The sequence below is a fragment of the Candidatus Moraniibacteriota bacterium genome, assembly GCA_016699875.1.
Classification (GTDB): Bacteria; Patescibacteriota; Minisyncoccia; order Moranbacterales; family UBA1568.
In genome coordinates this window covers 148,303-174,822 of the sequence record CP064989.1, presented here as the reverse complement: position 1 = coordinate 174,822, position 26,520 = coordinate 148,303, and the positions used below count along the sequence as shown (strand labels likewise).

Here is a 26,520-nt window from a genome sequence, read left to right as displayed (position 1 = left end):
TTTTGCTGGATATTTTTGTTTATTTTGAGGAATTTCGACATTTTACAGAGAGATTGGTTGGGGGTAGTATGGGGGGAATGTGAGAGAAGGGCAAAAAGATAAAATTTGGGTTGCCTTGCGGTGGATTAAGAGAGAATTGGGAAATTTATCTGTATATTTGATTTAATGAAGGAGGTCTTATGGATCATTCAAAAGAAGCGAAAGCGCGAATAAAAATAAACAAACTGCTTGAGCAGGCGGGCTGGAGATTTTTTGATGACGGGAAAGGACAGGCAAATATCCAACTTGAATCAAATGTAAGGCTTACACAGAAAGACATTGACGCTTTTGGAGAAGATTTTGAGTCCACAAAAAACGGCTTTGTTGATTTCCTTTTGTTTGATGAAACAGGCTTTCCGCTTGTTGTTTTGGAAGCCAAAAAGGAAGGTAAAAATCCGTTAGACGGAAAAGAACAAGCGAGAAAATACGCTCACACCGAAAACGCTCGCTTTGTTATTCTCTCAAATGGCAATCTTCATTATTTTTGGGATTTGGAACGAGGCGATCCTGAAATTATCACGGAATTTCCAACGCAAGAATCGTTGAAACACAGACAGGACTTCAAGCCCGACAATCAGCGTTTAGCGGACGAAGAAGTCAATGATGATTATATCGCCCTTACGCAAAATCCAAATTTCAAAGATGATCCTCGTTATCAGAAAGAAGAAACCCGCGAACAATATCTTTGGGACGAAAACTTGCGAATTTTGCGCCCGTATCAGCTGAAAGCAATTCACGCTTTGCAAAAATCCGCCGAAGCTGGAAATGATCGCTTTCTTTTTGAAATGGCGACAGGAACAGGCAAAACCCTTATTTCCGCCGCCGTTATCAAACTATTTTTACGAACAGGAAACGCTAAAAGAATTCTGTTTTTGGTTGATCGTTTGGAATTGGAAGATCAGGCACACAAAAATTTTGTCCGCTATTTGAGCAATGATTTTTCATCAGTTATTTACAAACAAAACCGCGACGATTGGAAAAAGGCGGAAATTGTCATTTCAACAGTCCAAAGTCTTTCGGCGCAAGATAAATACAAAAAACTTTTTTCGCCGACTGATTTTGATTTGATTATAGCTGATGAATCGCACCGCGCGATCGGCGGAAACTCGCGAGCAGTTTTTGAATATTTCATCGGTTATAAATTGGGCTTAACCGCAACACCGAGAGATTATTTGAAAAATATTGATCCGCAAAAACTTTCACAAAAAGATCCGCGAGCTTGGGAAAGACGGCAACTCTTGGACACTTACACGACTTTTGGCTGTAAAAACGGCGAGCCGACTTTCCGTTTCAGCTTGCTTGACGGTGTGCGAGAAGGATTTTTGATCAATCCTATCGTTTCAGACGCGCGAACCGACATCACCACCGAATTGCTATCGGAAAAGGGTTATGCGGTTATGGTTGAAGATGAAAATGGCACAGAGAGCGAAGAAACATTTTTCCAAAAGGATTTTGAAAAGAAATTCTTTTCCGAAAAAACCAATCACGTCTTTTGCCAGACATTTATTGAAAACGCTTTCAAGGACCCGATAAGTAGTGAAATCGGCAAAAGCATTATATTTTGCGTTAGCCAAAAACATGCTTCCAAAATAACGCAAACACTCAATCGAATGGCGAGCCAGCTTTGGCCCGACAAATACAATTCTGATTTTGCAGTGCAAATCACCTCAAATATTGCGGATAGTCAGCAATTCACAATCAATTTCGCAAATAACAATCTAAACGGACACACCAAGTTTTTGGAAAATTACAAATCAAGTAAAACGAGGGTTTGTGTAACTGTCGGAATGATGACGACTGGTTATGATTGCCAAGACATTTTGAATCTCGCGCTTATGCGCCCGATCTTTTCACCGACTGATTTTATTCAGATCAAAGGACGAGGCACGAGAAAATTCACCTTTGAATATACCGACGAATACGGTGAAAAACACAAAGCGTCAAAAGACCATTTCAAATTTTTCGACTTCTTCGCCAACTGCGAATACTTTGAAGAAAAGTTTGATTATGACGAAATTTTGCAACTGCCAATCAAACAAAAAGGAACTGGCGGGGAAGGACCTGTCGGCGTTGATATTGATGAAATAGAAGTTTTCAATCCCGATAAAGTAAAAACGCTCACCGAAACCCCTGTCGGAATCGAGGGGATGAAAGTTGATCGCAAACTTTTTGAAAAAGCCCGTGAAGAATTGCAAAAAGACACGGAAGTAAAATCAGCCGTTGAAAACGAGCAGTGGGACAAAGCCGTGCAAATTATGCGCGACAAATACGAAGATAAACCGCAATTATTCTTAAATCTTGAAAAAATCCGCAAGAGTGAAAATCTTGATCGCCGTATTTCTTGGCGGGAATTTTTGGAAAGAGCTTTCGGCTTGATTGATGTTTTCAAGTCCAAAGATGAAAAATTGGAAGAGGAGTGCGAAAAATTTATCTCAATCTACAAGCCCGAAAGCAAATATGTTCCGCATATCAAAAATTATCTGAAAGCGTATGTTGCGGACGAAAAATTCCGCGAGATTATCAACAAAAAGCAATTTGCGGAGTTGAATGTGTACGCTGGGTTTACAATGTCGGAATTTAAGGAATTAAACGGCTGGCGGGAAACTGTTCCTGAATATGTAAAAGACTATGTATCAGTTAATCAATATATGAGATAAATTTGTGTATAAAGAAATAATTTTGGAAGCTTTAAAAAAAGTTGTTACAGAAAATGGATATATGGTCGGCGATTGCAACCGAGATATTCATGAGCAATCTTTGTCACATAGATTGGCGCACTATCTAGAAAATTCGGGACATTTCTCTGGCTATAATATTGATTGTGAATACAATCGTTTTGAAGAAAGAAGCAAGAGAAATAGTCAGAACGATTTAATAAAACCAGATATAGTTATTCATTCTAGAGGTAATCAAAACGATAATTTGATTATAATTCAAACAAAAAAATTTAATGATTCAGCTGATGAAATTGAAAATGCAAAAACAGATCTAAAAAATGATAAAGGTCATCTCAATTACAAATTTGCATTTTTGATAATTTTTCCAGAGAAAATGGATTGTAATTTCGAAGATATAATCTTTGAATATTGATATGCTTGATCAAGTTACAAAAAGAAAACTTGACTCTGCGAGGCAAATCCTTGTCGGCAAAGTGCCAGACCCCAAGGCGCAAGTTGAGCAAATCACAACCGCTCTCGTCTATAAGTTTATGGACGATATGGACAAGGAATCGGAAGAACTTGGCGGAGAGGCAAAATTTTTCGCCAACGGATTTTCGCAATACGCTTGGACGAAACTCTTGGATAACAGGCTTTCGGGACAAGAACGCCTCGATCTGTATGTTCAGGCAATTACGAATATGTCGAAAAATCCGCATATTCCGCAATTGTTCCGTGATATTTTCAAAGGTGCATTTTTGCCATACAACGACTCGCGTACACTTTCGCTGTTCCTCAAAGAGATCAACGAATTTAATTACGAACATAGCGAAAATTTAGGCAATGCTTTTGAATACCTGCTTTCCATTCTCGGAAGCCAAGGCGATGCGGGGCAATTCCGCACGCCTCGTCACATCATTGATTTTATCGTTGAAGTGGTTGATCCGAAGAAAAATGAAACAATCCTTGATCCCGCTTGCGGGACGGCCGGATTTTTGATTTCTGCCTACAAGCACATTTTGAAAACCAACAAAGAAAAACCACTCACGCCAGATGAAAAATTGAAATTGATGAATAATTTGTCGGGCTATGATATTTCGCCCGATATGGTGAAATTGGCACTTGTGAATATGTATCTACATGGATTCCCAGAACCAAAAATCCATGAATATGACACACTTTCAAGCGAAAAAAGATGGGACGAAACATTTGATGTAATAATGGCAAATCCGCCATTTATGACACCAAAAGGCGGAATTGTTCCCCACAAAAGATTTTCTATTCAGGCGAATCGCGCGGAAGTGCTTTTTGTGGATTATATCGTTGAGCATTTAACAATAAAAGGACGGGCTGGAATAATCGTTCCCGAAGGAATAATTTTTCAATCAAATAATGCTTATACGCAGTTGCGTAAAAAATTAATTGAGGATGGGCTTTTTTCTGTCGTTTCGCTTCCTGCCGGTGTATTTAATCCCTATGCGGGAGTAAAAACCAGTATCTTACTTTTTGATAATGAGATTTCAAAGAAAACAAAAAACTTTTTGTTTGTAAAAATTCAAAATGACGGTTTTGATTTAGGCGCGCAAAGGCGGGAACATAATAAAAACGATTTGCCTTTGGCATTGGAAGTTATCAAGAAATACAAATCGTCTTTAGACGATAAAAAATTTAGCGAAGACGAAAAGCAAATCGCTCATATTGTTTCCAAAGAAAAAATAATTGCGGCGGGAGATTATAATCTTTCGGGAGAGAGATATAAAACTGTGCTTAGTTATTCTAATGTAAAATGGCCTCTTGTAAAACTTGGTGATACTGTGATTGACATGAAAGATGGAGGCACTCCGTCTAGAAGAAAACCAGAATATTTTGGCGGGGATATTTGTTGGTGTGTTGTGAAAGATATTAAATCAGAAATTTTTGACACTACGGAAAAATTAACCAAACTTGGGCTGGAAAATAGTTCTGCTAAAGTTTGGCCTGTCGGATCAATAATTATTTCTTTGGGTGCAACTATTGGCAATGTTGGAATTGCAAAAGTTCCTACAGCAACAAAGCAAGGATTGTCTGGGATTGTTGTTGATAAAAATAAAATTTTACCTGAATTTCTAGCCCGTATTTTAGAAAACAAAAAAGAGTATATCCAATCTTTAGCAACAGGGGTTACGATCAAAGAAGTAAGGCCATCAAAACTTAAAGAATTATTTATTTTTCCACTCCCGCCGATTGAAGTTCAAAAAGAAATTGTTGAGCAGATTGAAAAATATCAACATATTATTGACAGCGCAAAACAAATTATCAGTAATTATAAACCAACAATCAAGGTTGATCCGTCTTGGCAAATTATCGAATTAGGCAATTTATTTTTGGACACAAAGCTTGGGTTAGTTAAAGATAAATCAATGCAAGCGGATGTTTTTCCATATCCATATATAAAAATGGATAACATCACAATAGACGGAAATCTAGAGTTGGATTCCGTTGCTCATGTGGAGGCTAGTAAAGAAGAATTAGAAAAATACATTCTAAGCGACGGCGATTTTATTTACAACACAAGAAACGCCCCGAATTTGGTCGGTAAATCTACTGTTTATCACGGCGAAGACGGAAAATATTTGTTCAACAACAATATTTTAAGGATTAGATTCAGAAAAGAAACTGATCCTGATTATGTTAACTACTATCTCAATACAGAGGAAGGCAAACAAAAAATAAAAACTTTGGTGAGTGGAACAACGAGCGTTGCCGCCATATACCAGAAAAATTTTGCGACAATAACTGTGCCGCTTCCACCGATTGAAGTTCAAAAAGAAATTGTTGATGAAATTTCAAAAGAAAAAGAGTGTGTGTCGGCTTCAGCAAAAACGATTGATATTTTTGAGAAAAAAATATCCCAGTTGATTAACGATATTTTATAGATATGCGCAAGATTGAGTATGATAAAACCAAAGACGAAGAATACGATCTCGCTTGCATAAAGTGCGACGGCGAGACTTGTCATAAAGTTTTATTTTCCGTGAATGTCTTGGAATCAGAAGACGAAATTTCCGTTTCGCGTTATTACGAAATAATTATTTGTCAGGGTTGCAAAGAGGTTTCTTTCCGCACAACTTCTTCTTGTTCTGAAGATATGAGCTATGACCCAGAAACTGGCGAAGTTTATTATGATGAGGATATAAAACTATATCCAAGCAGAATTGCTGGCAGAAAACAAGTTAAAGACATGTATTTGCTGCCAGATGGGGTTTTGAAAATTTATAAAGAAACTCATGGGGCTTTATGTGGTCGGCTAGGTATTCTTGCTGGAATAGGGATAAGAGCTTTGGTTGAATCTGTGTGCAGAGAAAAAGAAGCACGAGGTGCCAATTTGGAAAACAAGATTGATGATTTGGTTACCAAGGGCGTACTAACTCAAGACAGCGCAGAAACCTTACACAGCACAAGACTGCTAGGCAATAATTCGGCACACGAAACAATCGCCGCAAGTGATGAGGAGCTTGATATCGCAATGGATATTGTTGAAAACCTCATCAAAACTGTTTATGTAATTCCGCAAAAGGCAAAGCGTTTGAATAAGAAATAAAATATGGACTTAAAAAATTACTTCATATTGCAGAAGAAAAAATTCCACAAATAAAACCCTTATTTTTGCTTGTTTGTCGTACTTGGGGCAATTGTTGCTATGGATAATTTAGTCATTAATTTGGTTTTTTTTGAGTTATTTTAAGAGAAACAATTTAGGAGATGATTTTCAAGATTTTGAAAATTTTGAAAAAAACACAAGTATTAATATCGATATATTGAAACAGAAATCAACAGCATATTTGAGAGAGATAAAACAGCAGATGAAGCTAAATTGAAGCTAAATTAGCCGCCGTCCCGCCGAAAAGTTTTGGGGGCGAAGCCAAAGCAGGCGAGCAAAAAGGAAGGGGGGGGTGAGAGAGTCACTTTTTCTTCTGGTTTTATACTAAAAAACGCTTCTTGTGGAGTCTTCTTTGTGATAAGGTGAAGAAGTGTAACGGGTTTTTTTTCGGGATGCACGAACTGCTTCTTTCGTTGTCTTTTGCGGTGAAGAGTCTTGCGGCGAATGCCGGGAGGACATTGCTCACGCTCTCGGGAATTATCATCGGGACAGTCGCCATCATGACAGTCGCGTCGGCGGGGGATGCGGTCGAGGGATTCGTGCTCGATCAGGTGAAGAGCTTCGGGGACAATAGCATTCAGGTCGAGGTGAAGGTGCCGTCGGCAGGGCGGAATTCGTCCGGGAATGCGACGGGAATCGCGCAGGGTATACAAGTGACGACGCTCACGCTCGACGATGCGGATGCGGTTGCGCGCTTGCCGAATGTCTCGGGGTACTATGCAGGCATCGTTGGGCAGGCGCTCGCGAGTCGGGATGAGACAAACAAACAGATATTTCTTCTCGGAGCGACGGCGGGTGCGCCGCAAATTGATCGGAATATTGTTCTGACCGAAGGGAGCTTCTATACGAATGCCGACGATCGAGGCATTGCGCAGACAGTAGTGCTTGGCGCCGGTATCAAGAAAACGTTTTTCGGAGAGAGCAGTGCGTTGGGGCAGTCGATTACGATCAAAGGGCAGCGTTATCGCGTTGCGGGCGTGATCAAAGAGCGCGGCTCGACGGGGTTTGTCAATTTCGATGATTTCGCGTATATTCCTCTGCGTACCATGCAGAAGAAAATCCTCGGTGTCGACTACGTGAGCTTCTTCACAGTGGCGGCACGGGATGGCTCTCGCGTCGACGAGACAGCGCGAGAGATATATGATCTCTTGCGTGATCGGCACGATATTCGCAAAGCCGGGCAAGAGGACTATGCCGTGACGACCATCAAAGAGGCGCAGACCTTGGTGCAGTCGGTCTTTGGTGCGGTGCAAATTCTTTTGGTGGCGCTCGCGTCTATCTCGCTCGTTGTGGGCGGAGTGGGCATTATGAATGTGATGTTCGTGTCAGTTGCCGAACGGACGCCGGAGATCGGGCTTCGCAAGGCGGTGGGCGCGCGGCCGCGGGATATCTTGCGGCAGTTTTTGGTGGAGGCGATTCTGGTGGCGATTGTCGGCGGGACGATCGGGATCGCACTTTCGTTTGTGATTATTTTCTTCGCTTTCTCGGCGATTGCAGCACTTGGATTTTCGATTGCCTTTGTGTTTTCGATATACAATGTTCTGTTTGCGGTGGCGTTTGCTTTTCTGTCGGGAATAGTCTTTGGGACGTATCCGGCGTGGAAGGCGTCAAAGATAGATCCGATTCGGGCGATACGCGGGGAATAAACGGATGTGGATACGCTTGTGTTTGAGCGAACTCGAAATCTTCGGCTTTCAGTGATCAAGCAGATGGAGCTTCAGGCTTCGAAGTTTCCGGATGCGATCTCGCTTGCGCAGGGCGTGCCGAGTTTTGATACGCCGTCGTGCATCAAACGCCGCGTAGAGCGAGCGCTTCGCGATGGAGTGGTGGCGCGCTATTCGCTCTCGCCGGGTTTGCCGGAATTGCGCGAGCTTATTGAAGTCTGTTTGGCTCGCGAGAATATGTTCTATGATTGGCAGAAAGAAATAGTGGTGACGGCAGGATCTATCGAGGGCATTACGGCGACGATCTTGGCGATTACCAATCCGGGGGACGAAGTGATTATTCCGGAACCGACCTATACCTCCTATCGGGAAGTGATCATGCTTGCCGGGTGCGTGCCGGTTTTCGTTCCGCTTGATGAGGAGCACGGCTGGGCGTTTGATTTGGAGAAATATGAGCGGGCGATTACGCCGAAGACAAAAGCGATCTTCTATTGCAATCCGAACAATCCGACCGGTACGACGTATACGAAGGAGCAGCTTCTCGGACTGGCGGCGCTTGCGGAGAAGCACAACCTCTTTCTTATCTCCGATGAAGTGTACAAAGATCTTGTTTTTGACCGTACGGAAAAACTGTTCAGTCTTGCGGAAATTCCCGAGCTGCGATCGAGGGTGATTCGGCTTTTCAGTTTTTCCAAAACGTATGCGATGACCGGGTGGCGGATCGGCTATCTTCATAGTGACCGATCGGTTGTTGCGGAAATTCTCAAAGTGCACGATTCGTTGGTTACGTGCGCGCCAGTGATATCGCAGTATGCGGCGATGGGCGCGCTCGAGACGGCGGATGAGGATGTGGAACGGTTCAATGTAGAGTATCGGGCGCGCCGCGATCTCATATGTTCCCGTCTTGACTGGCTCTCGGAATTTTTCCGTTACCGGAAACCGACAAGCGCCTACTATGTCTTTCCGAAAATTTTGCAGCCGGAGATGTTTGATGAAAACGATGAATTTCCGGGAAGCCTCTCGTGGCGCGCGTCGCTTGGATTGCTTTCGTCGGCACAAGTGGTAACTGTGCCGGGCGTCGCCTTCGGGCAGAACGGCGAGGGACACATCCGATTCAGCTTCGGCAAGACGGAAGAAGAAATCAATCACGCATTCGATCGAATCGAAGCATATTGTCGAAAGCGTCGTCCTTAGAGTGTCTTTGTATCTGTGTTAGCGATTCCTTGTCTCTTCAAGAGTTCTCTATGCGGTGGATTCTGAAATTGTTTCTCCGATACTTTCTTAAATGTATGGCGAAGCTTGCGCTTGCACTTCACCGTCCTTTGGTGATCGCCATCGCCGGTTCGACGAACAAATCGTTTGTCAAGGATGAGATATTGGCGATACTGGAGAAGGAATCATGCTCGGTGCGGGTGACGCCGCGGAATTTCAATACCGATATCGGTATGCCGCTTTCCATTCTCGGGCTCTCAAGCGGGTATGGCGACTATCGGGCGTGGCTACCCATTTTGTGGCAGTCGATTCATGCGGTGTTTCGGTCTTCTTTTCCCCGGGTGATTGTCTTGGAATTCGGCGTGTCGGATCGTGGGGATATGCGGTATCTTCTCTCGATTGTCCATCCGGATGTTGTCGTTCTCACAGATATGACGAGCCGATATGTTGAACGGTTTCCGGGTGTCGATGCACTGGCAAAAGAGTATCGGCTTTTGGTGCGGAGTATGAAGCCGAGCGGAGTCTTGATATTTAACGGCGATTCAGAGAGGTTCCGGGAAATTTCGAAAGCGTTTCCGGGAAGTCGGACATCGTTTGGATTTTCAGACGGTTCCGAATGGCAGGCAAGGGAAGTCGGGCGCGTACCGACCGGTGAGTCTTTCTCCGTGTGGCGGGATGGTGCTTGTGCTGGAACGGCTCATGTCGATCGGTTTGGTGAACATCATGTTCTGGCGAAGCTTGCTGCTCTGGCTGTCCGAGAGCGTATAAGTGGTATTTTTTCACATGTCTAAATATGAATGTGTATTTTACGTAACCCTATGACCCTATGTTGGAGCTCAGTAGTAGAATTGAGAGAGCGCTAACCCACTTAATTGGATGGCCACTGTTTTTTGTTGCAATCTATTGGTGTATCACGGAGGGCGGTTTTGTTGCTTGGACAGGAGTCAACATCGTAGATAATGTGGTGCAACTTGACCATTCTCGACCGATCTATACTTTGGTAGTAATTGCTGCTCATTCGGCAAGTAGGTTTATTCTCACCTTTTTTGCCGCTGGTCTTTTCAGTGTATTTCTCTTTAGCTCAATAAAGACTAGAATAGTGTTCTCACTCGCAGTTTCTTTTCTGTGCGCATTATTTGTACTGTGGTTAGGGATGAATATAGCTATGCATACATAGCTTTGACAAAATTATCATGAAATTTTTTAATAACAAACCGGGGATAGATCGTTTGTTTGGTCTCCCGATTTCCTATGAGGTATCGGCGGGAGCGGTGGTGTTTCGACGTGAGCCGGACGGGATGCGGCGGTTTTTGCTTCTGCAGTATCGCCATCGGCACTGGGACTTTCCCAAGGGGCATGTGGAAGTGGGTGAGACATTGGAAATGGCGGCGCGCCGGGAAACGGAAGAGGAAGCAGGTCTCACGAATTTGCGGCTTGTACCGGGTTTTCACCGAAGGATACATTTTTTCTATACGGCGAAAGGGACAGAACGGGAGCGCCGCCGGAAGGAGGGTCGTGCGCTTCTTATCTTTAAAACGGTGCATTTTTTCTTGGCGGAAAGTGTGCCGGAAGCGCCGCCGGTTCGTCTGTCCGAAGAGCATCTCGATAGTGTCTGGCTGTCATTTGATCGGGCGGTTGAGCGGGCGACATTCGACAATGCCAAGAGTCTTCTCCGATCGGCACAGTCTATTTTGTCAAAATGACTTGACTTTGTTTGAAAATCGTGGTAGAAAGAATACGACCAGTTTCGGTCGTGTTTGGAGGTACATTAAAAATGAAAACTAGGACTAGGTTACTTGTCGCGTTGGGCGTCTTGTTGGTTCTGTCCGGATGTGCCGGACCTGGGATATTTCAGGGGAATGGCACAGCGCCAATAGTTGCTGGCAATCCCCAATCGAGCATGACGCCGCTCGAACAGTGCGAGCCGACATATCGGATCCACGGAGTTAATAAGGATTATCGGCAGTGTCTCACCGATTACATCATTGCCGGTCTTTCCGATGACCAGAGATTCCAGCTCAAATTTTCAAAAGCGTTTCCTCAATGTGTCTCGCTTATCAAGAGTCACGCGACACTGGACAGATATGGCAGATGCCAAGAATTGGGGTTTGCTTTTGCCAAGCAGAAGCAGCTCGTGAAATTGCGGGTGCGTATGGCAAAGAAGGATCGGAGGATTGCCACGAGCAAAGTGTCCCGTCCTGCTCGCCCCGGGAAGTCACGGAAATGAAGTCATATCTTCAACACCGGTTCACGGCAGGTGGAGCCATCAGTGTTACTTTTTGCCTCATCATTGCTTTGGCACTGGTTGGGCATATGTTCTTTCGTTCCGCTGTGCCGAATGAACAGCTGTCCTCTGTCCGAATGGATAGTCGACCAACGGCTTTCAAGTGTTGGCAATGGTCAGAACAATATCCTCCTGATGCTTACAGAAGGTGTCAGGATCGATCCTATGCTTCCTACGAGACGAGGCAACCACAGTGAAATATCTGAAGAATTTTTGGAAAGTACTCTCCCTTGGTCGGCTGGCTAGTGGTTGCATGGAAATCTTACGAATTCTTAGGGAGCGGCCGGTTGAGATACTGGCCGTCCTTGCAGTCATTGGATTTGTATGCATTTTCATTAGTCTCGCCGGGAAGATATTCCTTGGCTGGGGTGGGACATAGCTCGCTCTGATCAAGGAGGGGGTTAAAAACGATAAAGTATAGGCGGGTTGCAGAGATGTGATCCGCCTTTTCATATACTTGTGGAAACGTCAAGAGTTGCGAGGAGGCGAGGAAGTTCGTATACTGAGCGTATTATGAACAGACGACGTGCACTTCGGCTTCGGTTGCTGGGAGTTGTTTTTCTCACAGTTTTCGCGGGGATACTGGCGTATCCTCGTTCGGTGTCGCGCGTGCCGTGGCTCGGGTCGGCGGTCTTGGGGTTGCGCGTGAATCTCGGGCTCGATTTGCAGGGCGGTATTCACCTTGAGTACGCCGTGGATACGTCGCAGATTCCTGAGGAAAAGCGCAATGACGCGCTCCAGGCGGCGCTTGCCGTGATAGAGCGGCGCGTAAACGCATTCGGCGTGGGAGAGCCTTTGGTACAGCTCTCGCGTTCGGGCAGCGAGGATCGGATTATCGTGGAATTGCCCGGAGTGAAGGATGTGGACGAGGCGAAAAAGATGCTCAAAGAAACGCCCTATCTTGAATTTCAAGAGGATAACTCCGAAGCAGTGCAGAAGCAACTCGATGTCTTGAATGAATTATCAAAGAAACAGGCGGAAGAGGTGTTCGAGCGCATCAAGAAAGGAGCTGACTTTGCCGAACTGGCGAAAACGGAGAGTAAGGATCCCGGATCCGCTGATAAGGGCGGCGATTTGGATTTTGTGAAGAAGGGACAGTTTGTGAAGGAGTTCGACGACGTGCTTTTCAATTCGGATTTCAAGGTCGGAACTGTGTGTCCGGATCTCGTTGAAACATCTTTCGGGTGGCATATTATCAAGAAGACGGATGAAAAGGGCGAGGGTGATGATTATCAGGTGCGCGCTTCGCACATTTTGTTTCCAAAGCAGACGCTCGACATGCTGCCAGAGACAGCGCGATTCAAGTCAACCGGGCTCTCCGGTAAGAATCTGAAGAATGCTTTTGTGGATTATGGTGGCGGGCAGGGCTTGGGTCTTCCGCAGGTTTCGCTCCAATTCGATACCGAGGGAGCAAAGCTCTTCGCTGATCTCACCAAGCGCAATATTGACAAGCAGATCGCAATTCTTTTGGATGGCGATATTATCAGTGCGCCGACGGTGCAGGCGGAAATTCCCAACGGGCAAGCCGTTATCACGGGAAACTATACGCTTGCAGAGGCAAAGGCGCTTGTCTCGCGACTCAACGAAGGAGCGCTTCCGGCACCAATCACGCTTATCGGTCAACAAACTGTGTCGGCATCGCTCGGTGAGCAGTCGCTTCGGCAGAGTCTCTTTGCGGGTGTGGTGGGCATTGGCGCGGTGATGCTCTTTGTCATTGCTTACTACCGATTCTTTGGATTGGTTGCCGCGTTTACGCTTTCACTGTATGCCGGGCTTCTTTTTGCAATATTTAAACTCTCGAGTCTGACGCCATTTCCCATTACACTCTCGCTTGCTGGTATTGCCGGGTTTATTCTTTCGATCGGTATGGCTGTTGATGCGAATATTCTTATTTTCGAGCGGACCTGGGAAGAAATGAAGCAGGGGAAACATCTTTCGAAAGCTATTGAAGAAGGTTTTCGGCGAGCCTGGCCGTCGATACGCGATGGAAACTACTCGACGCTTTTGACCTGTCTTATTCTTATGTGGCTGGGGACGGGTTTTGTGAAAGGGTTTGCGCTCATTCTTCTTATCGGTGTTTTGTTTTCGATGTTTACGGCAATCGTACTGACGCGAACACTGCTTGATGCGTTCATTGGTTCGTGGACAGAGAAATATCCGTTTCTGCTCTTGCCGAAACGGAAACGTCCGGATACCTCTTCTTCTTTGTGAGTATGAAACGACTTATTCAGCAGCGGAAATATTTCTATGCGCTCTCGACGGCGCTCTTGGTGGCGAGCGTTGCTATGCTTTCTGTGTGGGGACTCAGGCTGGGCATCGATTTCAAAGGAGGGACATTGCTTGAAGTATCGTGGAGCGAGGGGAATGTTCCCGATCGAAATACTATCGAAGAACATCTGAAAGACGTTCCCGGCGTCGGGAGTTTGGTGGTGCAACCGTCAGGAGATCATGCGGCGCTTATTCGCTATGCGTCGTCCGATGAGACTATCAATGAGGCCGTACTTACTGAATTGAAAAAAATCGACGAGTCGGTCGAGTTAGTGCGTTCTGAATTTATTGGCGCTTCGGTTTCCGAGAGTATCAAGAGGAATGCCGTACTCGCGCTCTTCTTGGCGGTTATCGGCATTATTCTGTATATCGCTTGGGCGTTTCGCGGCGTGTCGCGTCCGGTGTCATCGTGGCACTATGGTGTTCAGGCGACAGTCGCGCTTGCGCATGACATCATCATTACGCTTGGAGCGTTTTCCCTGCTCGGTCATTTTTATGGCATGGAAGTTGGCGCGCCATTTATTGCGGCACTTCTTACGATACTTGGCTATTCGGTGAATGATACGATTGTTGTCTATGACCGTATCCGGGAGAATCTGATTCGATCCGGTGGCATGGAAGATTTCGAGGAGGTTGTCAATCAATCGCTGAATCAGACGATTGCCCGATCCTTCAATACGTCATTTACCGTTATTCTCGTGCTCATTGCGATTAGTGTTTTTGGAGGTGAATCTATCCGATCTTTTTCTTTGGCGCTTCTTATCGGTGTGGCAGCCGGTACGTATTCTTCCATTTATATCGCGACAGCACTCTTGGTATCCGGCAATATTTTCCGGAAGAAGCGTCTGCTTCGGAAAGCCGAACTTTCCTTGGCTGGGAATGCAAAGAAAAAAGAATCAAAACAAAAATCGGCCGGAAGGGAAGTCGTATCTCGATCTGTTTCATCTCCGACCTCTTTGGGACTTGGTGATGGGGTTCTTGGTTCAGCTCCTGTGACGCCCGGTGCGGAGGCCTCTTCTCCATCGGTCATTTCTCCATTAACCAAGCGTCGTCAGAAAAGACGAAAGAAGGGTATCAGGAGAAAATAGTTGTTTGCTACAGAAAACACATCTTTCTGTTCTTTTTCAGGAATCTGTGAGTTTCGGCAGGGTATCGTTTGTAGCGAGTGTTTGAACAGTAGAACAGTAGAATAGTAATTGCGAATTTATGTGGAATCCATTTTCCAAGAAACCGAAAGATGAAAAGAAGCCAAAAGTTGTTGAGAAGAAAGATGAACGAAGTTTTGAAGAACAACTCGCTTCGATGCCGGGTGCGCCGGATCCGAAAAATATGGGTGTGTTTCAAAAGTTTGCCATGAAACAGCTCATGAAAATGTCGCCGGCGGAGCGAGAGAAAATCCTCAAGAAGGCGATGACGCCGAAGAATATCATGAAGCATAAGGATGAAATCTTGGCACAGCTTGAACAAGCGAGGAAGAGCGGCATGATGTCCGATGATCAGTACCGCTTGGCGCGAAGGAAAATGGGAATTTAAAACGGCGTCATTCCCGCGAAGGCGGGAAACCAGGTTCCACAAACTTTCAGAGGGTATACTGCAAATTTTTTTGTAGAGTGTTTGTGTTTAGCGGGTGGTGACTGGATTCCCGCCTTCGCGGGAATGACGAGAAGGGATGATGTGTAAAGTCGGTAGAATATAAAAGATTAAATTGTTATGGATTCAGAAAAACAGAAGCTTGAAAAACAAATAGACGAGTTGCTTTCGCGCGGTGTGGCAGAGGTGATCGACTGGGAGCATTTGAAGTTGCGCCTTCTCTCCGGGGAAAAGTTGCGGGTGAAGCTCGGTATTGACCCGACGAGTCCGAATATTCATCTTGGGCGTTCGGTATCACTTCTCAAACTTCGGGATTTTCAGAAACTGGGCCATACGATTGTCTTTATTGTTGGCGATTTTACCGGGCAGATCGGTGATACAAGCGACAAGGAATCGGAGCGCCCGATGCTCTCTGAAGATGATGTGCATGCCAATATGGCGACCTATGCGGAGCAGGCGGGAAAGATCCTCGATATGTCGCGCGTGGAGATTCATGCCAATTCGACGTGGCTCTCTCGACTGGGTTTTTCCGAAATCGGGAAAGAGGCGGATGCTTTTTCGGTGGCTGAGTTTATTGCTCGTGATAACATCCGGAAACGCCTCGATGCCGGAAAGCGCGTCTCGCTTCGCGAGATGCTTTATCCGCTGATGCAGGGGCATGATAGTTTTGAGGTTTCCGCAGATGTGGAAATTGGCGGTACGGATCAACGGTTTAATTTGCTTGCCGGGCGGCGACTCCAGGAGCGTATGGGGAAATCCCCGCAGGATATTCTCACAACCAATCTTATTCTCGGTACCGATGGACGAAAGATGAGTTCGAGCTGGGGGAATACGATCAATCTGACCGATGAATCGAAAGATATGCTCGGGAAGGTCATGAGCATTCCCGACGAACTCATCGAGAGCTATTTTGTGCACTGCACGCGCGTGCCAATGGAAGAAATCAGCGCTCTTTTGCGGGAAAATAATCCCCGTGATACGAAACTCCGGCTCGGTTTCGAAATCGTGAAGCTGTATTATGACAGTGAGGCGGCGCGTGAAGCTGAGAATCATTTTGTCTCTACTTTTTCGAAACGGGAAATTCCGGATGACATTCATGAGGTGAAATTGACTGGCGATATGAGTCTGCTTGATTTTCTGGCACAAGAAGGATTTGCAACGAGTCGGGGCGATGCCCGGCGCAAGATCGAACAGGGCGGTGTTGAGGTGGATGGAAATAAAATCACCGATCGTGATTTCATCTTGACAAATTTTGGTAAATCATTGATAGTAAGGTGTGGCAAGAAAGATTTTGCCCGAGTAGTTTTCTGATCCAGTTCTTTTCTTTACATTTTCATATTTCTCGCGAAGTATTCTTCTTACTCTGATTGGAGGTATATTCAAAATGTCTTCTCATTTCAGCGTTCATTTCTGTGGGAAGTTAGTAAGACGTATTCCTGAAGAAGTAAGAGCTCAGCTACTTCAGAAGGTGCAGAGAATTCTTTTGAAAGTAAGATTTGCTCAGCCACAAAGAGTAACGGTTGTCATAAATGGAATTTATATCACCGTTGTTGTGGCTCCGAATCGCACTATTACCACCTATAAAGAGGGCACGCGAGCGCATAAACTGCATGCCAATAGGAGGAATGGTCGAAAAAATCGGAAGGATAAGAAGTTATCCGGAGGAAGAAAGAAGAGGTCTTCATCATAGTCTTTACATTCAACGGTCACCTCCTTAGAACAAGTATATATGAGGTGATCGTTTCTTTTTGACAGCGGAGAGGGGTGTGGATACAATGAGGGGTATGAATACAGATACTTTGGATGAGCTGAAACGGCTGGCGGTCTCGGCGTTTGAGAGGGTGGAGAGTTTGGATATGCTGCGAGAGAGCCAGGTGGAATTCTTGGGGCGGAAGAGTGCGCTCACGCAGTTTTTGAAGAGTCTTTCGACGCTTTCGCCGGAGGAACGGCGCGAGCTGGGAGGTCGTGCCAATGTGGCAAAGCGAGAGATTGTCGAAGCGTGTGAAGCGGCGACAGCACGATTGGAATCGGCGAGCTTCGATGCGGAGAAGGAATGGATCGATGTGACGGATCCGGGAGACGTGCTTCCGGTCGGACATCTTCATATTCTAACGCAGGTGGAACGGGAGATTTATAAGATTTTTCGGTCGCTCGGGTTTGATATTGCTGACGGTCCTGAAGTCGAGACAGAGTTTTATAACTTTGATGCTTTGAACATGCCGGCGCACCACCCGGCGAGAGATATGCAAGATACATTCTGGCTAAAATCAGGAATCAATGAGCAAGGAAAAATAAACAGGGAGCAGGGAGTTGAAAAGAAAAAAAATGACCGACTAGCGCTTCGATCTCAAACATCCGCGATTCAGGCCAGATACATGGAAACGCATACCCCGCCGTTTCGAGTTATTGTTCCGGGGAGATGTTTTCGGGCTGAAGCAACGGATTCGACGCATGAACACACATTTCATCAGTTTGAGATGCTTGCTGTTGAGAAGTCGGCGAACGTTGGGAATCTTAAGTATATGGCAGAATTTTTTTTCTCGCGGTTCTTTGGGAAAGTTGTTCATGTTCGGCTCCGTCCCAGTTATTTTCCTTTTGTTGAACCAGGGTTTGAATTCGATATTTCCTGTCTTGCTTGCGGTGGTACGGGATGTTCGTCATGCCGAGGTGCTGGTTGGCTTGAGCTTGGTGGGGCTGGTATGGTAAATCAAAATGTTTTTGTGTCGGCGGGATATGATCGGGATCGGTATCAAGGATATGCGTGGGGATTCGGTTTGGAACGTCTTGCTATGATGCAATATAAGATTCCCGATGTTCGCCTTTTTCAGAGTGGTGATCTTCGATTTCTCAACCAGTTCTAGTATCATATGAAATTCAGCTATCGTTGGCTCAAAGAACTTTCCGGAACAGAGAAAACTCCCGAGGAGCTCGCGGCTTTTTTGACGATGCGCGCATTTGAGGTGGAAGAAGTGGTTCCGGTGGGTTTTTCGCTGCCGGATATCGTTGTTGGAACAGTACTTTCGGTTGAACAACACCCGAATGCGGATCGCTTGCGTGTGGCGCGCGTGAATCTTGGCGAAGGAAATGAGAAAACAATTGTGTGCGGTGCGCCGAATCTTGCACTGAACCAGAAGGTGGCGGTAGCTCTGCCGGGAGCATCGCTTCCCGGAGATGTGTTTATCAAACAAACGGATATTCGCGGCGTTGTTTCCGACGGCATGATTTGTTCCCAGAAGGAGTTGGGTCTTGGAGAGAATCACGAAGGTATTCTTGTTTTGCCTGAAGAGGCGGAGGCAGGTACTGGAGTTGCGGACTTTTTGGCAACTGCGGACTCGGTGCTTGATGTGAAGGTGCTGCCGGATCGAGCACATGACTGCTTGTCACACGTGGGGCTTTCGCGGGAGATTGCCGCACTAGAACATCGGAAGATGGATTATGATTACGATGGACTCCTTTTGCCGAAGTCGGAGGATATGCTTTCATCTTTCTTCTCCATTTCACTTGAAGCGAAGGGGAAAAGTGATCGGTATATCGGGGCGCTCGTCCGGAATGTCACCGTTGATGTATCGCCCAAGTGGCTTGTTGACCGGTTGAGCGTCTTTGGAATGCGATCTATCAATAACATTGTTGATGCGACCAATCTTATCATGCTTGAGTTGGGGCAGCCGCTCCATGCATTCGATTGGGATGCTATTGCCGGATCAGAACAGAAGAAGATCGGTCCGCGCCTTGCAAATCCCGGGGAGACTCTTGTGCTCTTGGATGGGAAGTCGCACTTGCTTGACGCGGAAGATATTGTCATTGCCGATAGCGAACGAGCACTTGCTTTAGGGGGCATTATGGGTGGTGTCGCATCCGGAGTGACATCGAAGACGAAGCACGTGTTCTTTGAAGCGGCTCATTTTGATCCGGTCTCTATCCGGCGGACGCGGACGCGGCTTGGTATTGAGAGCGACGCCTCGGCTCGATTCGAGAAAGGTCTTTCTCCTGATCTTGCTGAGCGAGCATTGGTGCGACTCTTGGAGGTGGTATCACATATTGCGGGCGGTGAGGTAGTCTCCGTTTCTGAGGAACGCAGTGCTTTTGCTCTGCCGAAATCTATCGAATTTTCTTCGCGGGCAGTGACATCTCTTTTGGGTACGGACGTCTCGGTGAAAGAAATGAAGTCAATCTTGGAATTGCGAGGGTTTGAAGTATCTCTTGAGGAGAAGACGGTATCCGCTACGCCGCCACCCTATCGGATTGATGTTGAATCGGTTGCGGACATTGCCGAAGAGATTGGGAAAGGTATCGGCTATGATCGTATTGAGAGCGTAGCGCCGAGCTTTTTACTGGGTTCTCCTTCTGATGACCCGATCCGTGCTCACGAAGCCTCTCTTCGGGATTTCCTCTCGGCAAATGGATTCACGGAATCATATAACTATTCTTTCTATAGCGAATCGGATGCCAGTCGGCTGCATTTCGAGAAAGATGCCCACCTTTCTCTTGCCAATCCGATGAATCCGGATCAGACTTTGGTTCGAAAGAGTCTTTTGCCGGGGCTTTTGAAGAATATTGCTTTCAATGGCCGGCGTTTTCACGATATCAGAATGTTCGAACTTGGAAAGGTGTATGAGCGGTCTGGAGAATCTGTTGTGGAAACCAGGTTGGTGTCCGGGGTGGCTCGAGTCTCGTCGAAGCGTGGTGGTGAGGCGTCTCCTTTTGTCTTACTGATGTCAGAAATGGCCCATCTCTTGGATTCGCTGCGAGTTGTTTATTCTGTGCGCCCGTATCAGAATACCGCCTTGTCTTTGTGGCATCCCGTCCGTACGGCGGATATATTTTCCGCCCGTGGAGAGCGTATTGGTACCTTGGGCGAGGTGCACCCGGCGCCTCTCAAGGGGATGGGTATATCGGGGAGAGTTGCTGCTTTCGAATTCGATACGCGAGCATTGCTTTCGGCGATTCCGGGAGAAGGCATCTTTGCTCCGATCCGAAAGCAGCCGGAAACGTTGCGCGATCTTTCCTGTTTTGTTCCTTCGCGCACTACTGTCGCTGAGGTACGGGATTGTATCGTTTCTTCCGGTCAGGGATTGGTATTGGATGCTGAGTTGTTCGACCGCTATATGAGTCCCGATGAGGGGCGAAGTCTTGCTTTCCATATTCGCATGGGACGAGAGGACAGGGCACTGACTGGCGAGGAGGCCGACGTTGTCTTTGCGGGTATTGTCCGGGCTATTGAGACACATATCGGAGGGACTCTCCGTGTATCGTAGCGGGGAAACATTCTCGGAACGTGGCTTTTATGAGCCAATTTATCGAGTATCCGCTTGTGGGTAAACATTGACATTTCTTGTATTTTGTAGTAGTATTGTTTGGTGGAAATTGGTCTTTGACAAGAGGGGATATATCAAGGCGGGCAGGCAATTGCCCGATCCCACCTCGGTGGGAAGGGAGGAAAGTCCGGACACGTGCTGACGCGGCGATCAGGAATCAGCTTCCGGCAATCGGTCGGATATTGGGAGCTGAGTGCTGATAGCTGCGTCAGAAAATGGTAGCGGGTAACGCCCGTCGCTCGCGTTTCGGCGCGAGAGAGGTGCGAACAGAGACGCTCGAAACGGGAAACTGATCGAGGCATTTCGAGTGGCGACATTCGAAATGGAGCCTCTCGATATAATCGGGAGGGTGAAACGGCTAAATCCTTACTGGCGTGCAAGGCCGTACCAAGCTCTCTGTCCTTTGTGGAGAGAGCGTGGTGTGCCGCAAGGATTGTTGCGGCAACGCAACAACAAGAGAAATGATTGCCATTTATTTTTCTTGGAAAGATAAAGACAGAATCCGGCTTATCGCCCGTCTTGATATATTCCTTGGCTCTTATCTTCGTATCTTTTATGAAGCGATCGGAACTTTTCTTCAGTGCCATTCGCGTGCCGATGGATTACTGCATGATAGTTTGTGCGGCGCTTTCGGCATTTATGATTCGCGATCTTCCGGAGACGCGCATGTTTTTTGACCTTGGCCGCATTGGCGGCATATTTTCATTCGACGAATATTTCACGATTACACTTCTCACAGCTCCGTTTTTTCTACTTATTTACGCATTCGAGGGACTCTACGATATTCGCACGACGCGGAAGTTCTGGCAGGAAGCGTATAAGGTGTTCTCTGCGACGTCGCTTGCGCTCGTTGTTTTAATTATTGCGGTTTTCTTGAAGCGCGAATGGTTTTCGTCACGCTTTATTATATTGCTTGCGTGGACGCTCTCGGTTCTTTTTGTTGTTATCGGTCGATTTTTGATCCATTCGGTGCAGCAGTGGTTGTTGATACATCGGGGCATTGGCGTGCATCGAATTGTGCTTGTGGGGAGGAATGGCGTCTTGGAACGTCTCTCAAAAACTTTTATTGAGAAGCCGTGGCTTGGATATCGTCTTTCGGCGACAATCGGTTCGGCAAGTATTCGCGAGATCAAAGAAATCCGGAAAACGCGGGGTGTTGATGAAATTATTGTGTGCGATCCGTCCGTGCCCGATGAAGAACAGACAAAACTGCTCGACTATTGCCAGGTGAACAATATCGTCTACAAATATATTCCGACAACACTTCAGACATCGCGGTTCTCTATTCGAATGTTTGAGGGGGAACCATTTATTGAAGCGGAGCATACGCCGCTCGATGGGTGGGGAAAAATCTTGAAACGTGCGTTTGATATTATCGCCTCGGCACTGCTCATCGTGCTCTTCTCACCGCTCATGCTTGTAGTGGCGATTCTTATCAAGTTGGAAGATCCGGATGGTCCGGTGATTTACCGAAACAAACGCATCGGCGAAGATGGGAAGGAATTTTTCGTCTACAAATTCCGCTATATACGATGGAAGTACTGTATTACGAAGGAGAATCCCGACTTCGAACACGCGCTTGCTTATGAACAGCAGCTTATCGCCGAGCGGAATGTGCGCGATGATGTGCTCTACAAAATCAAGGATGATCCGCGGAAAACGAAGGTCGGATCATTTATCGAGCGTTTCTCAATTGATGAGTTGCCACAATTCTTTAACGCGTTCTTGGGGTCTATGAGTCTGGTCGGACCGCGACCGCATCAGGCGCGCGAGGTGGAGAAATATAAAGAGTATCACCGCCGTCTCCTGACGATCAAGCCAGGCGTGACCGGTATGGCACAAGTATCGGGCCGTTCCGACCTTTCGTTCGAAGGCGAGTATAAACTCGATATTTTCTATATCGAGAACTGGTCGCTGTGGCTCGATATTTCTATTTGCCTCAAAACGCTCCGCGTGCTCTTGCGACGGCGAAGAAATGTGTGAGCATGTTAGGCGCCTTTCCGGTAAAAATTCTTTTTTGCTTGTCTTACACTTCGTACGAAAGCCGCAAAAAAGAATTTTTACCGGAAACGCTTTGTTTTCTTTTTTCCTGTGCTCTCATGATATTGTTGGAGATCTGCGGTTCTATTCTTTCTGTTTGACGTATGCGTATTGCCACTGATTGGAATGACTACGAATTGATCGATGCCGGAGACGGAGAGAAGCTGGAACGTTGGGGGGAGTTTATTTTGCGACGTCCGGATCCGCAGGCGATATGGCCGAAAGGAAACGGAAAAGAGTGGGAAGCGCCTCACGCCCGGTATCGTCGGAGTCGTGACGGCGGTGGCGCGTGGGATATTGTCCAAGATATTCCGAAGACATGGACGATGCGATATCGTTCGCTTGTTTTTCGTATCGAGCTCATGGGATTCAAGCATACGGGTTTATTCCCGGAGCAGTCAGTGAATTGGGACTGGATGGCTGAGAAAATCCGATCGGCATCGAGGCCGATTCGCGTTCTCAATCTCTTTGCCTACACCGGCGGCGCGACGGTTGCGGCGGCAGCCGCCGGCGCGGAAGTTTGTCATGTGGATGCCTCGAAGGGTATGGTGACGCGCGCGAAGGAGAATCTTGAGCTGAGTGGACTTGTCAATGTGCCAGTTCGCTTTATTCCCGACGATGCTCTGAAATTTGTTGAGCGGGAAGCGCGACGCGGACATCAGTATGATGCGATTATCATGGATCCGCCTTCATTTGGACGCGGTCCCAAAGGAGAGATATGGAAAATCGAGGAGCAGCTCTTCTCTCTCCTTGAGCAGTCGGCAAGCATCTTGTCGCAGAATCCGATCTTTGTGCTCGTCAATTCCTATACGACCGGACTCTCTCCGCAAGTGATAGAGAATATGCTTGCACTGACTGTTGGAAAGAAGTGTGCTGGCTCCTGCTCGTCATTCGAACTCGGCCTTGCAACAAAAAGAGATTCTCTTATCCTCCCGTGCGGTTCTTCCGCCCGGTGGGAGAAGTGAAGTATGCGGATCGGCGGCGGTGCCTGATGAAAGAGTTGAGGCAGAACTTTCCCCAGAACGGCATTCGGTACGATTTTTCATGATGAGTTGATGGCGCTTTGGGCGCTGTTTTTGTAACAATTTCTGTGGTTTTTTGCTTGATTTAAGGGTAAGAGCGGTTTATGATAAGAGAATGAAAAAGAATATGCAAGACATGCCAGAGATTGATAGACCGCGGGAAAGACTTGTAAAATATGGACCGGACAAACTTGCGAGTGAGGAACTTTTAGCGATCATTCTTGGGTCGGGCACCAAAGGCATGAATGTGCTGGCACTTTCGCGAGTGATACTCAAGCGCGTTGCTGGTCTCGGTGGCGCACGGGTAGTGCCGGATGATCTGAAAAGTATTCGCGGTCTTGGTGCGGTGAAGCAACTTCAAGTGGTTGCGCTTTTTGCACTGAGCAAGCGACTGCAATCACAAGATAGTCAAGAGATTCTTTCAGTGAAAGATGTGTGGAATATGTGTAACGATTTCTATGCATCCGCGAAAGAACACTTTGTTGCGTTTTATTTGGATACGCAATTGCGACTCATTGAACGTAAGCTTATTTCAGTTGGTACCTTGGACGCAAATATTGTCCATCCTCGTGAAGTATTCGAGCCGGCACTGACGCTTCATGCAGCTTCAGTGATTGTAGCGCATAACCATCCGTCAGGAGATACTCGACCATCTTCGGCAGATATCACGCTTACCAAAAAGCTTGCAAATGCCGCTCGGCTGCTGGGTATTTCACTTGATGATCATGTCATTGTATCGAGAAAAGAGTATGTCGGCATGAAACAGCAAGGTTTGTTTCCAGTTTTACATGATTGAATTATGGAAAACTTTAGTCAAAAAGCGGCCATGATTTGGAGTGTTGCGGATATCCTCCGTGGCGGGTGGAAGCAACACGAATATCAAGATGTGATCTTGCCGCTCGTGGTCTTAAAGCGTCTCGACTCGATTCTTGCCGACACGAAAGCGAAAGTGCTCGACAGCTATAATCAGTACCATGGCAAGCTCAAAGACCTTGATCAGATACTCAAGCATGCTTCTGGTGTCGCGTTCTACAACACCTCACCGTACGACTTCAAGAAACTCTTGGAAGACCCACACAGTATTGCGAAAAACTTCAAGCACTACCTCAATGGCTACAGCGAAAACATCCAAGACATCATTGAAAAGTTTGACTTCAAGAAACAGCTTGATCGGCTCGAAGGCGGCGGGCTCTTGTTCCTTGTGCTCCAAGAGATCAACAAGGTGAGTCTGCATCCGAGCGAGGTTGATAACCACACGATGGGCATCATCTTCGAACACCTCTTGCAGAAGTTCTCGGAAATGTCGAATGAGACCGCCGGAGAGCATTTTACGCCGCGCGATGTGATCGATCTGATGGTCGACATTCTTCTCAGTCCTGACAAAACTCTCCTCAAAAAGCCGCACCGCATCTTCAAGGTGTATGATCCGGCCTGCGGTACGGGCGGTATGCTTACGGTGGCCAAAGACCATATCCGTAAAGAAATTAATTCGAAAGCCGATGTCTATCTCTACGGTCAAGAGCTTAATTCGGTTACGTATGCGATGGCAAAGTCGGACATGCTGATAAAGGGCGAGAATCCCGATTATATTCGCGGTGGTGAGAAGAATCATGCACAGGCAAGTACTTTATCAAACGACCAGTTCTATGGTGAGGTCTTTGATTACGGTCTCTCAAATCCGCCCTATGGTGTTGATTGGAAGAAGGATAAAGAAGCGGTCGATCGCGAAGCGCGGCGCGGGTATGCGGGGAGATTTGGTGCGGGGACACCGCGCATTTCCGACGGGCAACTTCTGTTCTTGCAGCATCTTGTGTCTAAAATGAAACCGATCAAAGACGGCGGTTCCCGCATCGGCATTGTTCACAATGGCTCACCGCTCTTTACGGGCGACGCGGGCAGTGGTGAGAGTGAGATCCGTCGCTGGCTTCTTGAGAAAGACCTGCTTGAGACGATCGTGGCGCTGCCTGACCAGCTTTTCTACAACACCGGCATCAACACATATCTGTGGTTTATCTCCAACAGGAAGAGTGACGAACGCAAAGGCAAAGTACAACTCATAGACGCACGTACATTCTTCACCAAGCGTCGCAAGAGCTTGGGCAACAAGCGTAACGATATCGATGAAAAAGCACGCGAGCGTGTGCATGATCTCTATGAAGCATTTGAAGATGGAGAATACAGCAAGATATTCAATACGACCGACTTCGGGTACCGCCAGATCACCATCGAGCGACCGCTGCGGCTCGACTTCCAGGTGAGCGACGAACGACTTGAAAGGCTCAAGACCGAAAAGGTATTCGAAAAACTCAAAGCTACAGAGCAAACCGCGCTCATTGAGTATCTCAAAGCGTTCCCATACAAAGAGCTCTATACCAATCGCGAGCAGTTCCTCGAAGTGTTCGAGTCATACCTGAAACCAAAAAAGCTCGGCACGCCACTAAAAAAGGCAGTGCTCAACACGCTCTCAGAGCGAAGCGACTCGGCAGACATCTGCACAGACACGCACGGCGACCCCGAGCCAGACAGCGACTTGCGCGATCACGAGAATGTGCCGCTCGATCAAGATATCTATGAGTATTTTGAGAAAGAGGTGAGACCCTATGTGCCCGATGCATGGATCAACGAATCAGTCCGTGATCACAAGGACAACGAAGTCGGCAAGGTCGGCTACGAGATACCGTTCACGCGCTACTTCTACAAATACGAACCGCCGCGCGAGCTTGAAGCGATCGAGAAGGATATCGAAGAGGTGGAGAATGAACTTCTGGATCTTCTGAAGGAGTTGTAGT

At 46.8% G+C, this 26,520-nt stretch carries 20 protein-coding genes; 19 read left to right on the top strand and 1 reads right to left on the bottom strand.

What is annotated here, in order from left to right; genetic code table 11:
- The first annotated feature begins 179 nt into the window (after positions 1-179).
- The 15 genes from IPK84_00825 to IPK84_00755 all read left to right on the top strand — a co-directional run bounded on the left by IPK84_00825 (position 180) and on the right by IPK84_00755 (position 20,609).
- Positions 180-2,696, top strand: a complete 2,517-nt coding sequence (locus IPK84_00825; protein ID QQS15897.1) for a DEAD/DEAH box helicase family protein — start codon at positions 180-182, stop codon at positions 2,694-2,696.
- 4 nt (positions 2,697-2,700) lie between these two features.
- Entirely contained in the window at positions 2,701-3,129 is a 429-nt protein-coding gene (locus tag IPK84_00820) for a hypothetical protein (GenBank protein ID QQS15896.1), read from the top strand.
- 1 nt (position 3,130) lies between these two features.
- On the top strand, positions 3,131-5,611 hold the full coding sequence (locus tag IPK84_00815) for an N-6 DNA methylase (GenBank protein QQS15895.1): 2,481 nt from the start codon (positions 3,131-3,133) through the stop codon (positions 5,609-5,611).
- Between the two features lie 2 nt (positions 5,612-5,613).
- Complete coding sequence (locus tag IPK84_00810) at positions 5,614-6,276, top strand: DUF4145 domain-containing protein (GenBank protein QQS15894.1); 663 nt, start codon at positions 5,614-5,616, stop codon at positions 6,274-6,276.
- 452 nt (positions 6,277-6,728) lie between these two features.
- The gene (locus tag IPK84_00805; protein ID QQS15893.1) at positions 6,729-7,982 is read left to right on the top strand and encodes an ABC transporter permease; all 1,254 of its coding nucleotides are present in this window, start codon (positions 6,729-6,731) and stop codon (positions 7,980-7,982) included.
- A gap of 6 nt (positions 7,983-7,988) precedes the next feature.
- Complete coding sequence (locus tag IPK84_00800) at positions 7,989-9,194, top strand: pyridoxal phosphate-dependent aminotransferase (protein QQS15892.1); 1,206 nt, start codon at positions 7,989-7,991, stop codon at positions 9,192-9,194.
- Between the two features lie 95 nt (positions 9,195-9,289).
- Entirely contained in the window at positions 9,290-10,003 is a 714-nt protein-coding gene (locus IPK84_00795) for a hypothetical protein (protein QQS15891.1), read from the top strand.
- A 453-nt stretch (positions 10,004-10,456) separates the two neighbouring features.
- Entirely contained in the window at positions 10,457-10,915 is a 459-nt protein-coding gene (locus tag IPK84_00790) for an NUDIX domain-containing protein (protein QQS16244.1), read from the top strand.
- A 71-nt stretch (positions 10,916-10,986) separates the two neighbouring features.
- Positions 10,987-11,439, top strand: coding sequence for a hypothetical protein (locus IPK84_00785; protein ID QQS15890.1), 453 nt, complete (start codon positions 10,987-10,989; stop codon positions 11,437-11,439).
- Positions 11,440-12,009: 570 nt separating this feature from the next.
- The gene (gene secD / locus IPK84_00780) at positions 12,010-13,707 is read left to right on the top strand and encodes a protein translocase subunit SecD (GenBank protein QQS15889.1); all 1,698 of its coding nucleotides are present in this window, start codon (positions 12,010-12,012) and stop codon (positions 13,705-13,707) included.
- A 2-nt stretch (positions 13,708-13,709) separates the two neighbouring features.
- A complete protein-coding gene (gene secF, locus IPK84_00775) occupies positions 13,710-14,852 on the top strand; it encodes a protein translocase subunit SecF (protein ID QQS15888.1) in 1,143 nt (380 codons plus the stop codon).
- A 118-nt stretch (positions 14,853-14,970) separates the two neighbouring features.
- A complete protein-coding gene (locus tag IPK84_00770; protein QQS15887.1) occupies positions 14,971-15,297 on the top strand; it encodes a hypothetical protein in 327 nt (108 codons plus the stop codon).
- A 177-nt stretch (positions 15,298-15,474) separates the two neighbouring features.
- Positions 15,475-16,665 (top strand): tyrosine--tRNA ligase, encoded by a 1,191-nt coding sequence (locus IPK84_00765; protein QQS15886.1) that lies wholly within the window; start codon positions 15,475-15,477, stop codon positions 16,663-16,665.
- Between the two features lie 473 nt (positions 16,666-17,138).
- Positions 17,139-18,215: a phenylalanine--tRNA ligase subunit alpha gene (gene pheS / locus IPK84_00760; GenBank protein ID QQS15885.1), complete on the top strand. Its 1,077-nt coding sequence runs from the start codon at positions 17,139-17,141 to the stop codon at positions 18,213-18,215.
- A gap of 6 nt (positions 18,216-18,221) precedes the next feature.
- The gene (locus tag IPK84_00755; GenBank protein QQS15884.1) at positions 18,222-20,609 is read left to right on the top strand and encodes a phenylalanine--tRNA ligase subunit beta; all 2,388 of its coding nucleotides are present in this window, start codon (positions 18,222-18,224) and stop codon (positions 20,607-20,609) included.
- Between the two features lie 134 nt (positions 20,610-20,743).
- On the opposite strand, the gene IPK84_00750 is transcribed toward IPK84_00755, so the two are convergent.
- Positions 20,744-21,256 (bottom strand): hypothetical protein, encoded by a 513-nt coding sequence (locus tag IPK84_00750; GenBank protein QQS15883.1) that lies wholly within the window; start codon positions 21,254-21,256, stop codon positions 20,744-20,746.
- Here IPK84_00750 and IPK84_00745 point away from each other — a divergent pair.
- From IPK84_00745 to IPK84_00730, 4 genes are all read left to right on the top strand, one after another.
- On the top strand, positions 21,225-22,652 hold the full coding sequence (locus IPK84_00745) for a sugar transferase (GenBank protein QQS15882.1): 1,428 nt from the start codon (positions 21,225-21,227) through the stop codon (positions 22,650-22,652). The genes IPK84_00750 and IPK84_00745 overlap by 32 nt on opposite strands.
- 161 nt (positions 22,653-22,813) lie before the next feature.
- Complete coding sequence (locus IPK84_00740) at positions 22,814-23,674, top strand: class I SAM-dependent methyltransferase (protein ID QQS15881.1); 861 nt, start codon at positions 22,814-22,816, stop codon at positions 23,672-23,674.
- A gap of 172 nt (positions 23,675-23,846) precedes the next feature.
- Positions 23,847-24,527, top strand: coding sequence for a DNA repair protein RadC (radC, locus tag IPK84_00735; GenBank protein QQS15880.1), 681 nt, complete (start codon positions 23,847-23,849; stop codon positions 24,525-24,527).
- A gap of 3 nt (positions 24,528-24,530) precedes the next feature.
- A complete protein-coding gene (locus tag IPK84_00730) occupies positions 24,531-26,519 on the top strand; it encodes an SAM-dependent DNA methyltransferase (protein ID QQS15879.1) in 1,989 nt (662 codons plus the stop codon).
- Position 26,520 lies beyond the last annotated feature (1 nt).